Source organism: Streptomyces sp. NPDC107575 (assembly GCF_055657265.1).
This window is the reverse complement of record NZ_JBVKBG010000004.1, coordinates 422779-437382: the sequence shown is the minus strand read 5'-3', so window position 1 is coordinate 437382 and position 14604 is coordinate 422779. Positions and strand designations below refer to the sequence as shown.

Annotated in this window: 21 protein-coding genes; 3 read left to right on the top strand and 18 right to left on the bottom strand. The window is 68.5% G+C overall.

The window, feature by feature from the left end; genetic code table 11:
• Positions 1–2: 2 nt before the first annotated feature.
• The 17 genes from rplF to rpsJ form a co-directional block, all read right to left on the bottom strand.
• Positions 3–542, bottom strand: a complete 540-nt coding sequence (gene rplF, locus ACZ7L4_RS21625) for a 50S ribosomal protein L6 (protein ID WP_450816576.1) — start codon at positions 540–542, stop codon at positions 3–5.
• A gap of 24 nt (positions 543–566) precedes the next feature.
• Positions 567–965, bottom strand: a complete 399-nt coding sequence (gene rpsH, locus ACZ7L4_RS21620) for a 30S ribosomal protein S8 (protein ID WP_158989430.1) — start codon at positions 963–965, stop codon at positions 567–569.
• A 211-nt stretch (positions 966–1176) separates the two neighbouring features.
• Positions 1177–1362 (bottom strand): type Z 30S ribosomal protein S14, encoded by a 186-nt coding sequence (locus tag ACZ7L4_RS21615; RefSeq protein WP_003948630.1) that lies wholly within the window; start codon positions 1360–1362, stop codon positions 1177–1179.
• 5 nt (positions 1363–1367) lie between these two features.
• A complete protein-coding gene (gene rplE, locus ACZ7L4_RS21610) occupies positions 1368–1925 on the bottom strand; it encodes a 50S ribosomal protein L5 (RefSeq protein WP_389270534.1) in 558 nt (185 codons plus the stop codon).
• Complete coding sequence (gene rplX / locus ACZ7L4_RS21605) at positions 1925–2248, bottom strand: 50S ribosomal protein L24 (RefSeq protein WP_016645174.1); 324 nt, start codon at positions 2246–2248, stop codon at positions 1925–1927. Before rplX ends, rplE begins: the two co-directional genes overlap by 1 nt.
• A gap of 2 nt (positions 2249–2250) precedes the next feature.
• Complete coding sequence (gene rplN / locus ACZ7L4_RS21600) at positions 2251–2619, bottom strand: 50S ribosomal protein L14 (RefSeq protein WP_003974257.1); 369 nt, start codon at positions 2617–2619, stop codon at positions 2251–2253.
• A 103-nt stretch (positions 2620–2722) separates the two neighbouring features.
• A complete protein-coding gene (gene rpsQ, locus ACZ7L4_RS21595) occupies positions 2723–3007 on the bottom strand; it encodes a 30S ribosomal protein S17 (protein ID WP_266713085.1) in 285 nt (94 codons plus the stop codon).
• Positions 3007–3231 (bottom strand): 50S ribosomal protein L29, encoded by a 225-nt coding sequence (rpmC, locus tag ACZ7L4_RS21590; RefSeq protein ID WP_017949657.1) that lies wholly within the window; start codon positions 3229–3231, stop codon positions 3007–3009. The genes rpsQ and rpmC overlap by 1 nt, the downstream gene beginning before the upstream one ends.
• A complete protein-coding gene (gene rplP / locus ACZ7L4_RS21585) occupies positions 3231–3650 on the bottom strand; it encodes a 50S ribosomal protein L16 (RefSeq protein WP_018528356.1) in 420 nt (139 codons plus the stop codon). The genes rpmC and rplP overlap by 1 nt, the downstream gene beginning before the upstream one ends.
• Before the next feature lie 5 nt (positions 3651–3655).
• The gene (rpsC, locus tag ACZ7L4_RS21580) at positions 3656–4486 is read right to left on the bottom strand and encodes a 30S ribosomal protein S3 (RefSeq protein WP_472104671.1); all 831 of its coding nucleotides are present in this window, start codon (positions 4484–4486) and stop codon (positions 3656–3658) included.
• Positions 4486–4833 (bottom strand): 50S ribosomal protein L22, encoded by a 348-nt coding sequence (gene rplV / locus ACZ7L4_RS21575; RefSeq protein ID WP_385755885.1) that lies wholly within the window; start codon positions 4831–4833, stop codon positions 4486–4488. Before rplV ends, rpsC begins: the two co-directional genes overlap by 1 nt.
• 42 nt (positions 4834–4875) lie before the next feature.
• Positions 4876–5157, bottom strand: coding sequence for a 30S ribosomal protein S19 (gene rpsS / locus ACZ7L4_RS21570; RefSeq protein WP_018528354.1), 282 nt, complete (start codon positions 5155–5157; stop codon positions 4876–4878).
• 12 nt (positions 5158–5169) lie between these two features.
• Positions 5170–6006: a 50S ribosomal protein L2 gene (gene rplB, locus ACZ7L4_RS21565; protein WP_266713074.1), complete on the bottom strand. Its 837-nt coding sequence runs from the start codon at positions 6004–6006 to the stop codon at positions 5170–5172.
• Between the two features lie 38 nt (positions 6007–6044).
• Positions 6045–6464, bottom strand: coding sequence for a 50S ribosomal protein L23 (rplW, locus tag ACZ7L4_RS21560; RefSeq protein WP_399227913.1), 420 nt, complete (start codon positions 6462–6464; stop codon positions 6045–6047).
• Entirely contained in the window at positions 6464–7117 is a 654-nt protein-coding gene (rplD, locus tag ACZ7L4_RS21555; RefSeq protein ID WP_450816578.1) for a 50S ribosomal protein L4, read from the bottom strand. The genes rplW and rplD overlap by 1 nt, the downstream gene beginning before the upstream one ends.
• 8 nt (positions 7118–7125) lie before the next feature.
• Entirely contained in the window at positions 7126–7770 is a 645-nt protein-coding gene (rplC, locus tag ACZ7L4_RS21550) for a 50S ribosomal protein L3 (RefSeq protein ID WP_422408941.1), read from the bottom strand.
• Positions 7771–7787: 17 nt separating this feature from the next.
• A complete protein-coding gene (gene rpsJ / locus ACZ7L4_RS21545; RefSeq protein ID WP_003948644.1) occupies positions 7788–8096 on the bottom strand; it encodes a 30S ribosomal protein S10 in 309 nt (102 codons plus the stop codon).
• A gap of 512 nt (positions 8097–8608) precedes the next feature.
• Between rpsJ and ACZ7L4_RS21540 the strand changes: the two genes are divergently transcribed.
• From ACZ7L4_RS21540 to ACZ7L4_RS21530, 3 genes are all read left to right on the top strand, one after another.
• Positions 8609–9529, top strand: a complete 921-nt coding sequence (locus tag ACZ7L4_RS21540) for a LysR family transcriptional regulator (RefSeq protein WP_472104668.1) — start codon at positions 8609–8611, stop codon at positions 9527–9529.
• 99 nt (positions 9530–9628) lie between these two features.
• Positions 9629–10966: a trypsin-like serine protease gene (locus ACZ7L4_RS21535; RefSeq protein ID WP_472104666.1), complete on the top strand. Its 1338-nt coding sequence runs from the start codon at positions 9629–9631 to the stop codon at positions 10964–10966.
• Between the two features lie 208 nt (positions 10967–11174).
• Positions 11175–13160: a PIG-L family deacetylase gene (locus ACZ7L4_RS21530; RefSeq protein ID WP_472104664.1), complete on the top strand. Its 1986-nt coding sequence runs from the start codon at positions 11175–11177 to the stop codon at positions 13158–13160.
• A gap of 117 nt (positions 13161–13277) precedes the next feature.
• Here ACZ7L4_RS21530 and tuf read toward each other — a convergent pair whose 3' ends face one another.
• Entirely contained in the window at positions 13278–14471 is a 1194-nt protein-coding gene (gene tuf / locus ACZ7L4_RS21525) for an elongation factor Tu (RefSeq protein ID WP_399227927.1), read from the bottom strand.
• Positions 14472–14604: the final 133 nt, after the last annotated feature.

The window sequence follows — 14604 nt, the reverse complement described above, 5'->3', positions numbered from 1 at the left end:
GCTTACTTACCCGCCTTTCCGACCTTGCGGCGGATGACTTCGCCTTCGTACTTGACGCCCTTGGCCTTGTACGGGTCGGGCTTGCGCAGCTTGCGGATGTTGGCCGCAACCTCGCCGACCTTCTGCTTGTCGATGCCCTCGACCGAGAACTTGGTCGGACCCTCGACCTTGAACGAGATGCCCTCGGGCGCCTCGACCAGGATCGGGTGGCTGTAGCCGAGCGAGAACTCCAGGTTGGAGCCCTTCGCCAGGACGCGGTAACCGACACCGCTGATTTCGAGCTTCTTCACGTAACCCGTGGTCACGCCGGTGATCATGTTCGCCACCAGCGTGCGGGACAGGCCGTGGAGGGCCTTGTTCTGACGCTCGTCGTTCGGGCGGGTGACGGCCAGAACGCCGTCCTCACCCTTGGCGATCTCGATCGGCGCCGCAACGGTGTGGCTCAGGGAACCCTTGGGGCCCTTCACCGAGACCGTCTGGCCGTCGATGGTGACGTCCACGCCGGCGGGAACCGTGATGGGGAGCTTGCCAATACGCGACATAGCTGTTTCCTCCGATTCCTTCCGCTACCAGACGTAGGCGAGGACTTCCCCACCCACGCCCTTCTTGCCTGCCTGCTGGCCGGTCAGGAGACCGTGCGACGTGGAGATGATCGCCACGCCCAGGCCACCGAGGACCTTCGGCAGGTTGGTGGACTTCGCGTAAACACGCAGACCCGGCTTGGAGATGCGCTTGATGCCGGCGATCGAACGCTCACGGTTCGGGCCGAACTTCAGCTCCAGGACGAGGTTCTTGCCGACCTCGGCGTCCTCGACCTTCCAGCCGGTGATGAAACCCTCCTGCTGGAGGATCTCCGCGATGTGCGACTTGATCTTGCTGTGCGGCATCGACACGGAGTCGTGGTATGCCGAGTTCGCGTTCCGCAGACGCGTAAGCATGTCTGCGATCGGATCAGTCATGGTCATGAATTGGCCTTCGGCCTCTCTCGCCGGGGTTTCCTGTATGCGCCATCCCTCTCCCCACACAGGGGCGGGACGGGTGCGGCGCGGGGACCTACGGCGTAGTAAGTCGGTCAGGGCGGCAGAAGCGCCCAACCCTCCTAGCGTAAGCCATGAGAGCTGGGGCCTCTGCCGACCCTCTACTTACCGAGAGATCCGGGCAATCCCAATTAAGGGACTACCAGGAGCTCTTGGTCACGCCCGGCAGCTCGCCACGGTGAGCCATCTCACGAAGGCACACGCGGCAGAGGCCGAACTTGCGGTACACGGAGTGCGGGCGGCCGCAGCGCTGGCAGCGCGTGTAGCCCCGGACACCGAACTTCGGCTTACGAGCAGCCTTGGCAATAAGAGCCTTCTTCGCCATCTCGCTTACGCCTCCTTGAACGGGAAGCCGAGGTGACGCAGAAGGGCACGGCCCTCGTCGTCGTTGGTCGCCGTGGTGACCACGGTGATGTCCATACCCCGGACGCGGTCGATCTTGTCCTGGTCGATCTCGTGGAACATGACCTGCTCCGTGAGACCGAAGGTGTAGTTGCCACGGCCGTCGAACTGCTTGGGGGACAGGCCGCGGAAGTCGCGGATGCGCGGCAGCGCGAGCGACAGGGTGCGGTCCAGGAACTCCCACATGCGGTCGCCACGGAGCGTGACGTGGGCACCGATCGGCTGACCCTCACGCAGCTTGAACTGCGCGATGGACTTGCGAGCCTTGGTGATGGCCGGCTTCTGGCCGGTGATCGTCGTGAGGTCACGGACGGCACCGTCCATGAGCTTCGAGTCACGGGCGGCGTCGCCGACACCCATGTTCACGACGACCTTCACGAGACCGGGAATCTGCATGACGTTCTCGTACGAGAACTCCTCCTGCAGCTTCGCCGTGATCTCCTCGCGGTACTTCGTCTTGAGACGCGGAGTGGTGGTGGTCGTCATCAGATGTCCTCACCCGTCCGCTTGGCAACGCGGATCTTGTTGCCCTCGTCGTCGAAGCGGTAACCGACGCGCGTGACAACCTTGTTGCCGTCCTTCTCCACGACCAGCTGGACGTTGGAGACGTGGACGGGGGCCTCGGTGGTCACGATGCCGCCGGCCTGCGAGCCGCTGGCGGTCGGGCCGGCCTTCGTGTGCTTCTTGACCCGGTTGACACCCTCGACCAGGACGCGCTCGTCGCGCGGGTAAGCGGCAATGACCTTGCCCTGCTTGCCCTTGTCCTTACCGGTGATGACCTGGACCAGGTCGCCCTTCTTGATCTTCATGCTTACAGCACCTCCGGCGCGAGCGAGATGATCTTCATGAACTTCTTCTCGCGCAGCTCACGGCCCACCGGGCCGAAGATACGGGTGCCGCGAGGGTCGCCGTCGTTCTTCAGAATGACGGCGGCGTTCTCGTCGAAGCGGATGTACGAGCCGTCCGGACGGCGGCGCTCCTTGACGGTGCGAACGATGACCGCCTTGACGACGTCACCCTTCTTCACGTTGCCACCGGGGATCGCGTCCTTGACGGTGGCGACGATGACGTCACCGATGCCCGCGTAGCGGCGACCCGAGCCACCGAGAACACGGATGGTGAGAATTTCCTTCGCACCCGTGTTGTCGGCGACGCGCAGTCGCGACTCCTGCTGGATCACGTCTATCTCCTGTTTGTCTGCCGGTTCCCGGTGCAGAAGCGCTAGTGACTAGCGCTTCTGCACCGAGCCTGGCGGAACGAACTCTGAGGGATGCCTCAGAGAATTACTTGGCCTTCTCGAGGATCTCGACGATGCGCCAGCGCTTGCTCGCCGACAGCGGACGCGTCTCCATCAGGAGGACGCGGTCGCCGACACCGGCAGCGTTCTGCTCGTCGTGCGCCTTGAGCTTGTTCGTACGGCGGATGACCTTGCCGTACAGGGCGTGCTTGACGCGGTCCTCGACAGCGACGACGACGGTCTTGTCCATCTTGTCGCTGACAACAAGGCCCTCACGGGTCTTGCGGAAGCCGCGGGCGGCGGTCTCTTCAGTCACAGTCTTCTCGCTCATCAGGCGCTCTCCACCGTCTCGATGCCCAGCTCGCGCTCGCGCATGAGGGTGTAGATCCGCGCGATGTCCTTGCGGACGGCCTTGAGCCGGCCGTGGTTCTCGAGCTGACCCGTCGCCGCCTGGAAGCGGAGGTTGAACAGCTCTTCCTTGGCCTCGCGGAGCTTGGCGACAAGCTCCTCGTTGCCCAGCTCGCGCAGCTCAGACGCCTTGGTTCCGGCCGACATCACGCTTCACCTGCCTCGCGCTTGACGATCTTGCACTTCATCGGCAGCTTGTGAGCTGCACGAGTCAGCGCCTCGCGCGCGGTCTTCTCGTTGGGGTACGACAGCTCGAACATCACGCGTCCGGGCTTGACGTTGGCGACCCACCACTCCGGGGAACCCTTACCGGAACCCATGCGGGTCTCGGCAGGCTTCTTGGTGAGGGGGCGGTCCGGGTAGATGTTGATCCAGACCTTGCCGCCACGCTTGATGTGACGCGTCATGGCGATACGAGCGGCCTCGATCTGACGGTTCGTCACGTACGCCGGGGTGAGGGCCTGAATGCCGTACTCACCGAACGCAACCTGCGTGCCACCCTTGGACATACCGCTGCGCTTCGGGTGGTGCTGCTTGCGGTGCTTGACCCTACGGGGGATCAGCATTTCGGTCAGGCCTCCGTTCCGGTGCTCTCAGCCGGAGCAGCGGCGGGCGCCTCGGCCTTGGGGGCCTCGGCGGCCGGAGCCGACTGCTGCGGCTTGCGACCGCGACCGCCACGCTCGCCACCACGGCCACCACGGGCCGGGCGGTCGTTGCCGCCACGGGCCGGACGGTTGCCGGCGCGGGCTGCGGCGTTCTCGGCGCGAACCTCGGCGATGTTCTTGACGTCGCCCTTGTAGATCCAGACCTTCACGCCGATGCGGCCGAAGGTCGTCTTGGCCTCGAAGAAGCCGTAGTCCACGTTGGCGCGGAGCGTGTGCAGGGGCACGCGGCCCTCGCGGTAGAACTCCGAACGGGACATCTCGGCACCGCCGAGACGACCGCCACACTGGATCTTGATGCCCTTGGCGCCGGCCTTCATCGTGCCCTGCATGCTCTTGCGCATGGCACGACGGAAGGAGACGCGGGAGGACAGCTGCTCGGCAACGGCCTGGGCAACCAGCTGAGCGTCGGTCTCGGGGCTCTTGACCTCGAGGATGTTCAGCTGGACCTGCTTGCCCGTGAGCTTCTCGAGGTCACCGCGGATGCGGTCGGCCTCGGCGCCACGGCGGCCGATGACGATGCCGGGACGAGCGGTGTGGATGTCCACACGCACGCGGTCACGGGTGCGCTCGATCTCAACCTTCGAGATGCCGGCGCGCTCCATGCCGGACGTCATCATCCGACGGATGGCGACGTCTTCCTTGACGTAGTCCTTGTACAGCTTGTCGGCGTACCAACGCGACTTGAAGTCGGTCGTGACACCGAGCCGGAACCCGTGCGGGTTTACCTTCTGGCCCATTACCGGGTTCCTTCCTTGCTGCTGACGACCACGGTGATGTGGCTGGTCCGCTTACGGATCCGGTAGGCACGGCCCTGAGCACGCGGACGGAACCGCTTCAGGGTCGGGCCCTCGTCCACGTACGCCTCGCTGATGAACAGCGAAGAGGCGTCAGGGTGGTCGTAGTTGTGCGCGGCGTTGGCGATGGCGCTGTCGAGCACCTTGCCCACCGGCTGGCTAGCGGCCTGCGGGGCGAAACGCAGGACCGCCTGAGCCTCCGTGGCATCCATGCCACGGATGAGGTCCACCACGCGGCGGGCCTTCATGGGCGTGACGCGGATGTACCGCGCCTGGGCCCTGGCTTCCATGGTTGTCCCTTCGGTGTTAGTCATAGTCGATTCCACCCCGCCTTAGCGGCGCTTCGACTTCCGGTCGTCCTTGACGTGACCCCGGAAGGTGCGCGTCGGCGAGAACTCGCCGAGCTTGTGGCCGACCATCGACTCGGTGACGAACACCGGGATGTGGGTCTTGCCGTTGTGCACCGCGATCGTGTGACCCAGCATGCTGGGGATGATCATCGAGCGGCGGGACCAGGTCTTGATGACGTTCTTGGAACCGGCTTCGTTCTGAGCGTCCACCTTCTTCACGAGGTGGCCGTCGACGAAGGGTCCCTTCTTGAGACTGCGCGGCATCTAAACCCGCTCCTAGCGCTTCTTGTTCGACTTGCGGCGGCGGACGATGTACTTGTTGCTCGCCTTGTTGCGATCACGAGTACGACCCTCCTTCTGGCCCCACGGCGAGACCGGGTGGCGACCACCGGAGGTCTTGCCTTCACCACCACCGTGCGGGTGGTCGACCGGGTTCATGACGACACCACGCACGGTCGGGCGGACGCCCTTCCAGCGCATGCGGCCGGCCTTGCCCCAGTTGATGTTGCTCTGCTCGGCGTTGCCGACCTCGCCGACGGTGGCGCGGCAGCGCACGTCGACCAGGCGGATCTCGCCGGAGGGCATACGAAGGTGGGCCATCGAGCCCTCCTTCGCGAGCAGCTGCACGGAGGCACCCGCGGAGCGGGCGAACTTGGCGCCACCACCGGGACGGAGCTCGATCGCGTGGATCGTGGTACCGACCGGGATGTTGCGGAGCGCCAGGTTGTTACCGGGCTTGATGTCGGCAGCGGGGCCGTTCTCCACCTTGGCGCCCTGCGCGAGACCGCGCGGGGCCAGGATGTAGCGCTTCTCGCCGTCCGCGTAGTGCAGGAGCGCGATGCGCGCAGTGCGGTTCGGGTCGTACTCGATGTGAGCGACCTTCGCCGGCACGCCGTCCTTGTCGTGACGACGGAAGTCGATCACTCGGAAGGCGCGCTTGTGTCCGCCACCCTGGTGGCGAACGGTGATCCGACCGGCGTTGTTACGGCCGCCCTTGCTGTGCAGCGGGCGGACCAGCGACTTCTCCGGCGTGGACCGCGTTACCTCGACGAAGTCGGCGACGGAGGAGCCACGGCGGCCCGGCGTCGTCGGCTTGTACTTGCGGATTCCCATTTCTCAGTCCTCGTCCGATATTCGGACCAGGGTCTCCGTTAGGAGGCCTGGCCGAAGATGTCGATACGGTCGCCCTCAGCGAGGGTCACGATGGCGCGCTTGGTGTCGGCACGCTTGCCGAAACCGGTGCGCGTACGCTTCCGCTTGCCCTGACGGTTGATCGTGTTGACGCCGGTGACCTTGACCGAGAAGACCGCCTCGACGGCCTGCTTGATCTGGGTCTTGTTGGCGCCGGGGGCCACGACGAACGTGTACTTGCCCTCGTCGAGCAGCGCGTACGACTTCTCGGAGACGACCGGCTTGACGAGGACGTCGCGCGGGTCCGAGAAGGACTTGCTCAGCGGGGTCGGCTCAACGGCGACCTTGCCCTCGGTCGCGATGCGCTTCGCCTTGGCGACGCGCGCGGCCTTGGCGGCCTTCGCAGCCTTGGAGGCAATGCTCGGGTGACGCGTAGCCATCAGGCCTCGCTCCCTTCGGTGTCAGCGGCCTTGGGGCCAGACACGAAGGACTCGAAAGCGGCCTTGGTGAAGACCACGTCGTCCGAGACGAGAACGTCGTACGTGTTCAGCTGGCCCGGCTCCAGGATGTGGACCTGGGGCAGGTTGCGGGCGGAGAGCCACGCGGCCTCGTCGGCGCGGTCGGCGACCAGGAGCACGTTCTTGCGCTCCGAGATCTTGCCGAACAGCGTCTTGGCGGCCTTGGTGGAGACCTCGCCCTCGACCACGCCGGAGACGACGTGGATGCGAGCGTTGCGGGCCCGGTCGGTGAGGGCGTGACGCAGCGCGGCAGCCTTCATCTTCTTCGGGGTCCGCTGCGAGTAGTCACGCGGCACGGGGCCGTGGACGACGCCACCGCCGGCGAACTGCGGCGCACGGGTCGAGCCCTGACGGGCGCGGCCGGTGCCCTTCTGGCGGTACGGCTTCTTGCCACCGCCGCGGACTTCGCCACGGGTCTTGGTCTTGTGCGTGCCCTGACGGGCAGCGGCCAGCTGTGCGACGACGACCTGGTGGATCAGCGGAACGCTGATCTTCTCAACGTCGAAGATCTCCGCGGGGAGCTCGACGGACCCGGCCTTGTCGCCCGCCGGCGAAAGGATGTCAACAGTGCTCATCGGTTACCTCAGGCCCCCTTGGTCGCGGTACGGACCAGGACGAGGCCGCCGTTCGGACCAGGAACCGCGCCCTTGATGAGCAGCAGACCCTTCTCCGCGTCAACGGCGTGGACGGTCAGGTTCTGGGTGGTGACCCGCTCGTTGCCCATGCGGCCCGCCATGCGGGTGCCCTTGAACACACGGCCGGGGGTGGCGCAGCCGCCAATGGAGCCCGGCTTGCGGTGGATGCGGTGGGCACCGTGGGAGGCCTTGCCGCCCTTGAAGTTGTGCCGCTTCATGCCACCGGCGAAGCCCTTGCCCTTGCTCTGGCCGGTCACGTCCACCTTGACGCCGCCGTCGAACACCTCAGCGGTGATCTCCTGGCCGAGGGTGTACTCGGACGCGTCCGGCGTACGAATCTCGACGAGGTGGCGACGGGGGGTGACATCGGCCTTGGCGAAGTGGCCCTTGAGGGGCTTGTTCACCTTGCGCGGGTCGATCTCGCCGAAGGCGAGCTGGACGGAGTCGTAACCGTCGACGTCGTTGGTACGAACCTGGGTGATCACGTTCGGACCGGCCTTGACGACGGTGACCGGAACAACACGGTTGTTCTCGTCCCACACCTGCGTCATGCCGAGCTTCTCGCCCAGGATGCCCTTGATCTGCTTAGTCATCTTCAGATCACCGGCCCTCAGAGCTTGATCTCGATGTCGACGCCGGCCGGAAGGTCGAGTCGCATCAGGGAGTCAACGGTCTTCGGAGTCGGGTCGAGGATGTCGATGAGGCGCTTGTGCGTGCGCATCTCGAAGTGCTCGCGAGAGTCCTTGTACTTGTGCGGCGACTTGATGACGCAGTACACGTTCTTCTCGGTAGGCAGCGGCACCGGGCCCGCGACCGACGCACCAGTGCGGGTCACCGTCTCGACGATCTTCTTCGCCGAGGAGTCGATGACCTCGTGGTCGTAGGCCTTGAGCCGGATGCGGATCTTCTGTCCCGCCATGGCTACTTAGTAGTCCTGTCTCTCGTAACGCTCTGGAACCCGGGGGCCCTGTTTCACACTTCCTCCGCCCCACGCGGTCGGGCGTGTCGCAGTCCCGCTCACAGAAATATCCGCATGGATTTCCCTGCTAAGGGTCTGCGGCCGAAACCGCATGCACGGGGGAAGAAACCCACCGAGCGCCTGGTCGGGGAACCGCGCTGAGCTTCCCGGAAGATTCCCGTACGTCCGGCCGATTGCTACCCCGAGGGATAGATACAGCCGACGAGTACTGTGGGACTCGCTTCCGGTCCTCCCGGCGGGAGGCGCGCAGCATCGGCACTCAACCGAGCAACCCCGACAGTCTGCCACACAGGGCACGTCGGGGGCCAATCGAGCCGAAGAGAGTACCCCCTCAGTGACGAAGGTCAAACCAGGGGTGTCCGTGTCGCGCTGCCGCGTCCCCTCACCGTACGCCCCGCATTGGCCTGTACCAGCCCCTTGCTCCCGTTGCCCGTACGCCTCAAGCTCCCTTCATGGAGCTGGAGTTGCGGCATCTCAGGACGGTCCGGGCGATCGCCGATGCGGGCAGCCTCACCCGGGCGGCGACCGCGCTGGGGCTCGCGCAGCCCGCACTGAGCGCCCAGCTCAAGCGCATCGAACGAACACTCGGCGGAGAACTGTTCGAGCGCGGTCGGCACGGGGTGCGCGCCACCGCCCTCGGCGAGCTGGTCCTGGAGCGCGCCCGGATCGTACTGCCCGCCGTGTCCGGGCTGCAGCAGGAGGCGACCCGGTTCTCCCGCTCCCGGCGGGCCCATGAGCGGCTGCGGCTCGGCGGCACGCACGGCCCGCTGCTCGGCGCCCTGGTCGACCGGCTCGCCGAGGAGCTGCCGGACACCGCCGTGACCACTCGCGCCTCCTGGTCCGAGCGGGAGCTCGCGGACCACGTGGACCAGGGCCTGCTCGACTTCGCCCTGCTCGGCACCTGCGGCACCGCTCCCCCGCCGGGCCCCGCCCACCTGGAGTGGCGGGAGATCGCCCTGGACCCGGTCTGCGTGATGCTGCCTGACGGGCATCCGGCGGCGGACCGCGGCGAGGTCGAGCTCGCCGCGCTCGCCGTCGAGGCCTGGGCCTGTGTGCCGGGCGACGGCTGCTTCGCGGACTGCTTCACGGCGGCGTGCGCCCGCGCCGGCTTCACCCCGCGCCGCATGTACGAGACGGACACCGCGTCCTGCGCGCACCTGGTGCGGGTCGGCCGGGCGGTGGGCCTGTGCCGGGCCACGTTTCCGCCGACGCCGGGCATCACCGTGCGCCCGCTCGCCGGGACCCCGCTGCTGTGGCGGCATCTACTGGGGCTGCACCCCGGCGCCCAGCACCCGGACACCGCCGCGCTCCTGTTCGCGCAGGCACGGGCCGCGCACGCGGACGCCGCGCGCACCGCCGCGCGGCTTCCATAACGCCGGCCCCCGGGGTCGGCCGACGTCTTATGCGGCCCGGCCCCGACTCCTACGGTTTCGGCACCTCCCCACCGACACGACCGAAACCGAGGAGACGCCATGCTCCACAGACGCACCAGGGCCGTGTGCGCGGCCCTGACGACGTCGGCCGCGCTGATCGTCGCGGGGCTCGGCAGTTCCGCGACGGCCGCGCCCACGCCCCCGGCCGCCGAGACCCTCCGTACCGACGAGGCCCCGCCCGCCCTGCTGAACGCCATGCAGCGGGACCTCGACATCGACCGCGCGCAGGCCCGTGCGCGCCTGGCCAACGAGGCCGACGCGGGCGCCACCGCCGGGAAACTGCGGCTCGCGCTCGGCCGGGACTTCGCGGGTGCCTGGGTGCGCGGCGCCGAGTCCCAGCGGCTGACCGTCGCGACGACCGACGCGGCCGACGTCCCCCGTATCGAGGCGGCGGGCGCCCGCGCCGCCGTCGTGGCCCGCACGCTGTCCGCGCTCGACGCCGCCAAGGCCCGCGTCGACCGGGCCGCGAAGAGCCACGACACCACGAAGACACCGGTCTGGTACGTCGACGTGGCCTCCAACTCCCTTGTCGTGGAGGCGAGTCGGAGCGCTGCCGCGTCCGCGCTGCTGAAGGCCGCGGGGGTGGACCCCGGGCTCGTACGGGTCGTCGCGTCGAAGCAGCAGCCGAGGCCCCTGTACGACCTGCGCGGCGGCGACGCGTACTACATCAACAACTCAAGCCGCTGCTCGATCGGCTTCCCCGTCACCCGCGGCACCACGCAGGGCTTCGCCACGGCCGGGCACTGCGGGCGGGCGGGCAGCAGCACCACCGGGTCGAACCGGGTCGCGCAGGGCACCTTCCAGGCGTCGACCTTCCCGAGCAACGACATGGCGTGGGTGGCCGCCAACTCGTCCTGGACCGCGACCCCGTACGTGAACGGGTCGAGCGTCCAGGTCGCCGGCTCCACCCAGGCGCCGGTCGGCTCCTCCGTGTGCCGCTCAGGCTCCACGACCGGCTGGCACTGCGGCACGGTCCAGCAACTCAACACCAGCGTCACCTACCCCGAGGGCACGATCTCGGGCGTGACCCGCACCTCGGTGTGTGCCGAACCGGGCGACTCCGGCGGCTCGTTCATCTCCGGCAGCCAGGCCCAGGGCGTCACCTCGGGCGGCTCGGGCAACTGCACCAGCGGCGGCACCACGTTCTTCCAGCCGATCAACCCGCTGCTGCAGAACTACGGCCTGACGCTGAAGACCACGGGCGGCAGCGACCCGGGCGACCCCGGAGACCCCGGCGGCACCTGGGCCGCGGGCACCGTCTACCAGTCCGGCGCCACGGTGACGTACGGCGGAGCCACCTACCGCTGCCTCCAGGCCCACCAGGCCCAGCCCGGCTGGGAGCCGCCGAACGTACCCGCCCTCTGGCAGCGCGCATGACCGCGCCCTGAGGACACACCTCTCCGTCGGCGCCACGGGGGCCGGCGGCGAGGCACGCGCGGGAGCGTCCGGCAAAGGCCCGGTACAGAGACCGAGGTCACCGGAACCCGCGCATCCTGTTGCCCCTCTGTGGAGGTGAACCACCTGAACAGAGGCGAGCGCCCCACTCCCGAACGCTGCCTCGGCAGCGAACGGAGTGCACGCCACCGTGCGGGAAAGACCTGCAACACCCCAGCCGTACATATCCGTTGGGCGCGGCCCCGGCCGTCGCGGCGCCCTCGTCGGCGGCGCCGCGCTCGCCGCCGCGGGCGCCCTCTCCGCCTGTTCGCGCACCTCCCCCGCGCCGCCCCGCACCACCGTCCCCTCCCCCGCCACAGGACGCGCCGCCGCACAGGCCGAGCGCGCCCTGCTGCTCCAGGTCCTCGCCCACCCCGACGACGACCTGTACTTCATGAACCCGGACACCCGGCAGGCCCTCGACGCGGGCACCCCGGTCGTCTGCGTGTACGTCACCGCGGGCGAGGCGGACGGCCGCAACAAGACGCCCGCCGAACGCGACCCGGCCCCCGACAAGGCCGCCTACTCCTCGGCCCGCCACCAGGGCCTGCGCCAGTCGTACGCGACCCAGCTCGGCCTCCCCGCCTTCACCCGCTGGACCACGAACGCCGTCCGGCTCCCCGGCGGCTTCCAGGTCGAGGTCGACTCGCTCCAACACCGGGGCCGCAGCGTCGAGTTGGTGCACCTGAACCTCGGCATGCACACCCCCGAAGGGCACATGGGCGTCCCCGCGCTCTGGCGCGAACCGGGCCTCCTGCTGCGCACCCTCGTCCCCGTGGGCTCCCCACTCCGCGCCGTCCAGACGTACGACCGCGAGTCCCTGGTCGACGTCCTCGTCGCGCTCTTCGAGCGGTACCGCCCGACCGTCGTGCACACCCTCGACCCGGACCCCGACATCCAGCACAGCGACCGGCTCACGCGGATCCGCGACAGCGAGCAGCCGGGCTACTCCGACCACGCCGACCACACGGCCGTCGCCTGCTTCAGCTGGGCCGCGCTGATCCGCTGGTCGCAGCGGGCCAAGGGCGGTCCCCCGGCGTTCGCCGCCACCGCCTTCCGCGGCTACTACAACAACCACTGGCCGAAGAACCTGCCGCCCCAGGTCCTCGAGGAGAAGGCCGCCCAGCTCGTCCCGTACGGCGCCGCCCCCGACTGGAACTGCGGCAACCCGTCCGGCTGCGGCGACTACAACGTCGGCGGCGACCGCCCCCTCACCAACCGCAAGGGCTGGGTCCGCGCCACCCACTACCGGTATCCCGGGCCCCGGCTCGCCCTGGTCCCGGGCGCCGGCGGACGGCTCACCGCGTACGGGGTGCTGGGCCTGCGCGCCGTCCGGTACACCGAGAAGGACGGGGAGTTCGGGGACCCGGCCGACCTGGGCGGCGGCCCCCTCGCCCCCTCGCTCACGGCGCTCGCGCTCCCCGACGGCCGCCACCTCGTCATCGGTCTGCGCCTCGCGTCCGTCCAGGACGGCGACGACGTGCGCGAGATCGTGGCCCTGGAGCGGCAGGCGTGGAAGGGCCTCGGCAACCCGGAGAGCGATCCCGACCGCGGCCGCCGCATCGGCGTCCCGGTGGCCGTCGCCGCCCCGGACGGCCGCGTCCACCTCTTCGTACGCAATGCGGGGCAGGGCATCAGCACGCGGGTGCGGGACCTCTCCGGGGCCTGGTCCCCGTGGCGCGACCTCGACGGCGGACCGGTGCAGGACGGGCTCACGGCGGTCGTCCACGACGGGCAGGTGCACGTCTACGCCCCCGGGCGCGACACCGTCCACCACTGGGCCCCGGACGGGCCCGCGCCGCTGTCGGGGCTGCCCGCCCCGGCCGACGCGGTCGCCGTGTCCGGCGGCCGCCTCCACTACCGCCCACCGGCCTCCGCCGAGCTGCTGTCCCCCGGCGGCCCGCGCATCGACTTCCCCGGCTACGGGCCGGTGGTGGCCGCCGGCACGCACCTCCTCGGCCGGGACACGAGCGGCCGGATCCAGCTCCACCACGCGGGCCGCACCACCCGCCCGAGCACGGCACCGGTCACCCTGGACGGCCCCGCCCTGGCCCTGACCTCCCGCGGCCCGGCCGCGGCGGGCCTGTCCCCCGACACACGGCCGTGGCTGTGGCGGCCGACGCAGGTGCGCGCGTAACAGCGGGAGGACAGCAGAAAGGGCCCGTACGACCGAAGTCGTACGGGCCCTCTCAGGTGCTCTATGAGCAGGTGCTCCAGGAGCTACCAGGCATCAAGCCCAACAGGTAAGTGAGACTTACTTGTTGATCTTGGTGACCTGGCCGGCGCCCACGGTCCGGCCACCCTCACGGATGGCGAACTTCAGGCCCTCTTCCATGGCGACCGGCTGGATGAGCTGGACGGACATCTCGGTGTTGTCGCCCGGCATGACCATCTCGGTGCCCTCGGGGAGGGTCACAACGCCCGTCACGTCCGTCGTACGGAAGTAGAACTGCGGACGGTAGTTGTTGAAGAACGGCGTGTGGCGGCCACCCTCGTCCTTGGACAGGATGTAGGCCTGGGCCTCGAACTCGGTGTGCGGCGTGACCGAACCGGGCTTGATGATGACCTGGCCGCGCTCGACGTCCTCGCGCTTGATGCCACGGAGGAGGAGACCGACGTTCTCACCGGCCTGGCCCTCGTCGAGCAGCTTGCGGAACATCTCGATGCCGGTGACCGTGGTGGTGGTCTTCTCGGTCTTGATGCCGATGATGTCGACGGTCTCGTTGACCTTGAGGACACCACGCTCGATACGACCGGTGACGACCGTGCCACGACCGGTGATCGTGAAGACGTCCTCGATCGGCATCAGGAACGGCTTGTCGACGTCGCGCTCCGGGGCCGGGATGGCCTCGTCGACGGCGTGCATGAGCTTGAGGACCGAGTCGCCCCACTCCTTGTCGCCCTCGAGCGCCTTGAGCGCCGAGACCTTGACGACCGGAACGTCGTCGCCCGGGAACTCGTACTCGGAGAGGAGCTCACGGACCTCGAGCTCGACGAGCTCCAGGATCTCCTCGTCGTCCACCATGTCGGCCTTGTTCAGGGCGACGACGATGTACGGAACGCCGACCTGGCGGGCCAGGAGCACGTGCTCCTTGGTCTGCGGCATCGGGCCGTCGGTGGCGGCGACCACGAGGATGGCGCCGTCCATCTGCGCGGCACCCGTGATCATGTTCTTGATGTAGTCCGCGTGACCCGGGCAGTCGACGTGGGCGTAGTGACGCGCCTCGGTCTGGTACTCGACGTGCGCGATGGAGATCGTGATACCGCGCTGGCGCTCCTCAGGAGCCTTGTCGATCTGGTCGAAGGCCGAGGCCTCGTTCAGGTCGGGGTACGCGTCGTGCAGCACCTTGGTAATGGCGGCCGTGAGGGTCGTCTTACCGTGGTCAATGTGACCGATGGTGCCGATGTTGACGTGCGGCTTAGTCCGCTCGAACTTCGCCTTCGCCACTGGGTCCTCCTGTGGAGTGGTTCTGTACGCCTTGCTTCATCGGCGCCAGGTGATCTTTGCTGGAAAGCCGGGTTCCCGGGGCAATTCGCGGCTGTTGCCGCGAATTGCCCCAAGAGCTCCGGAGTCAAGCCTA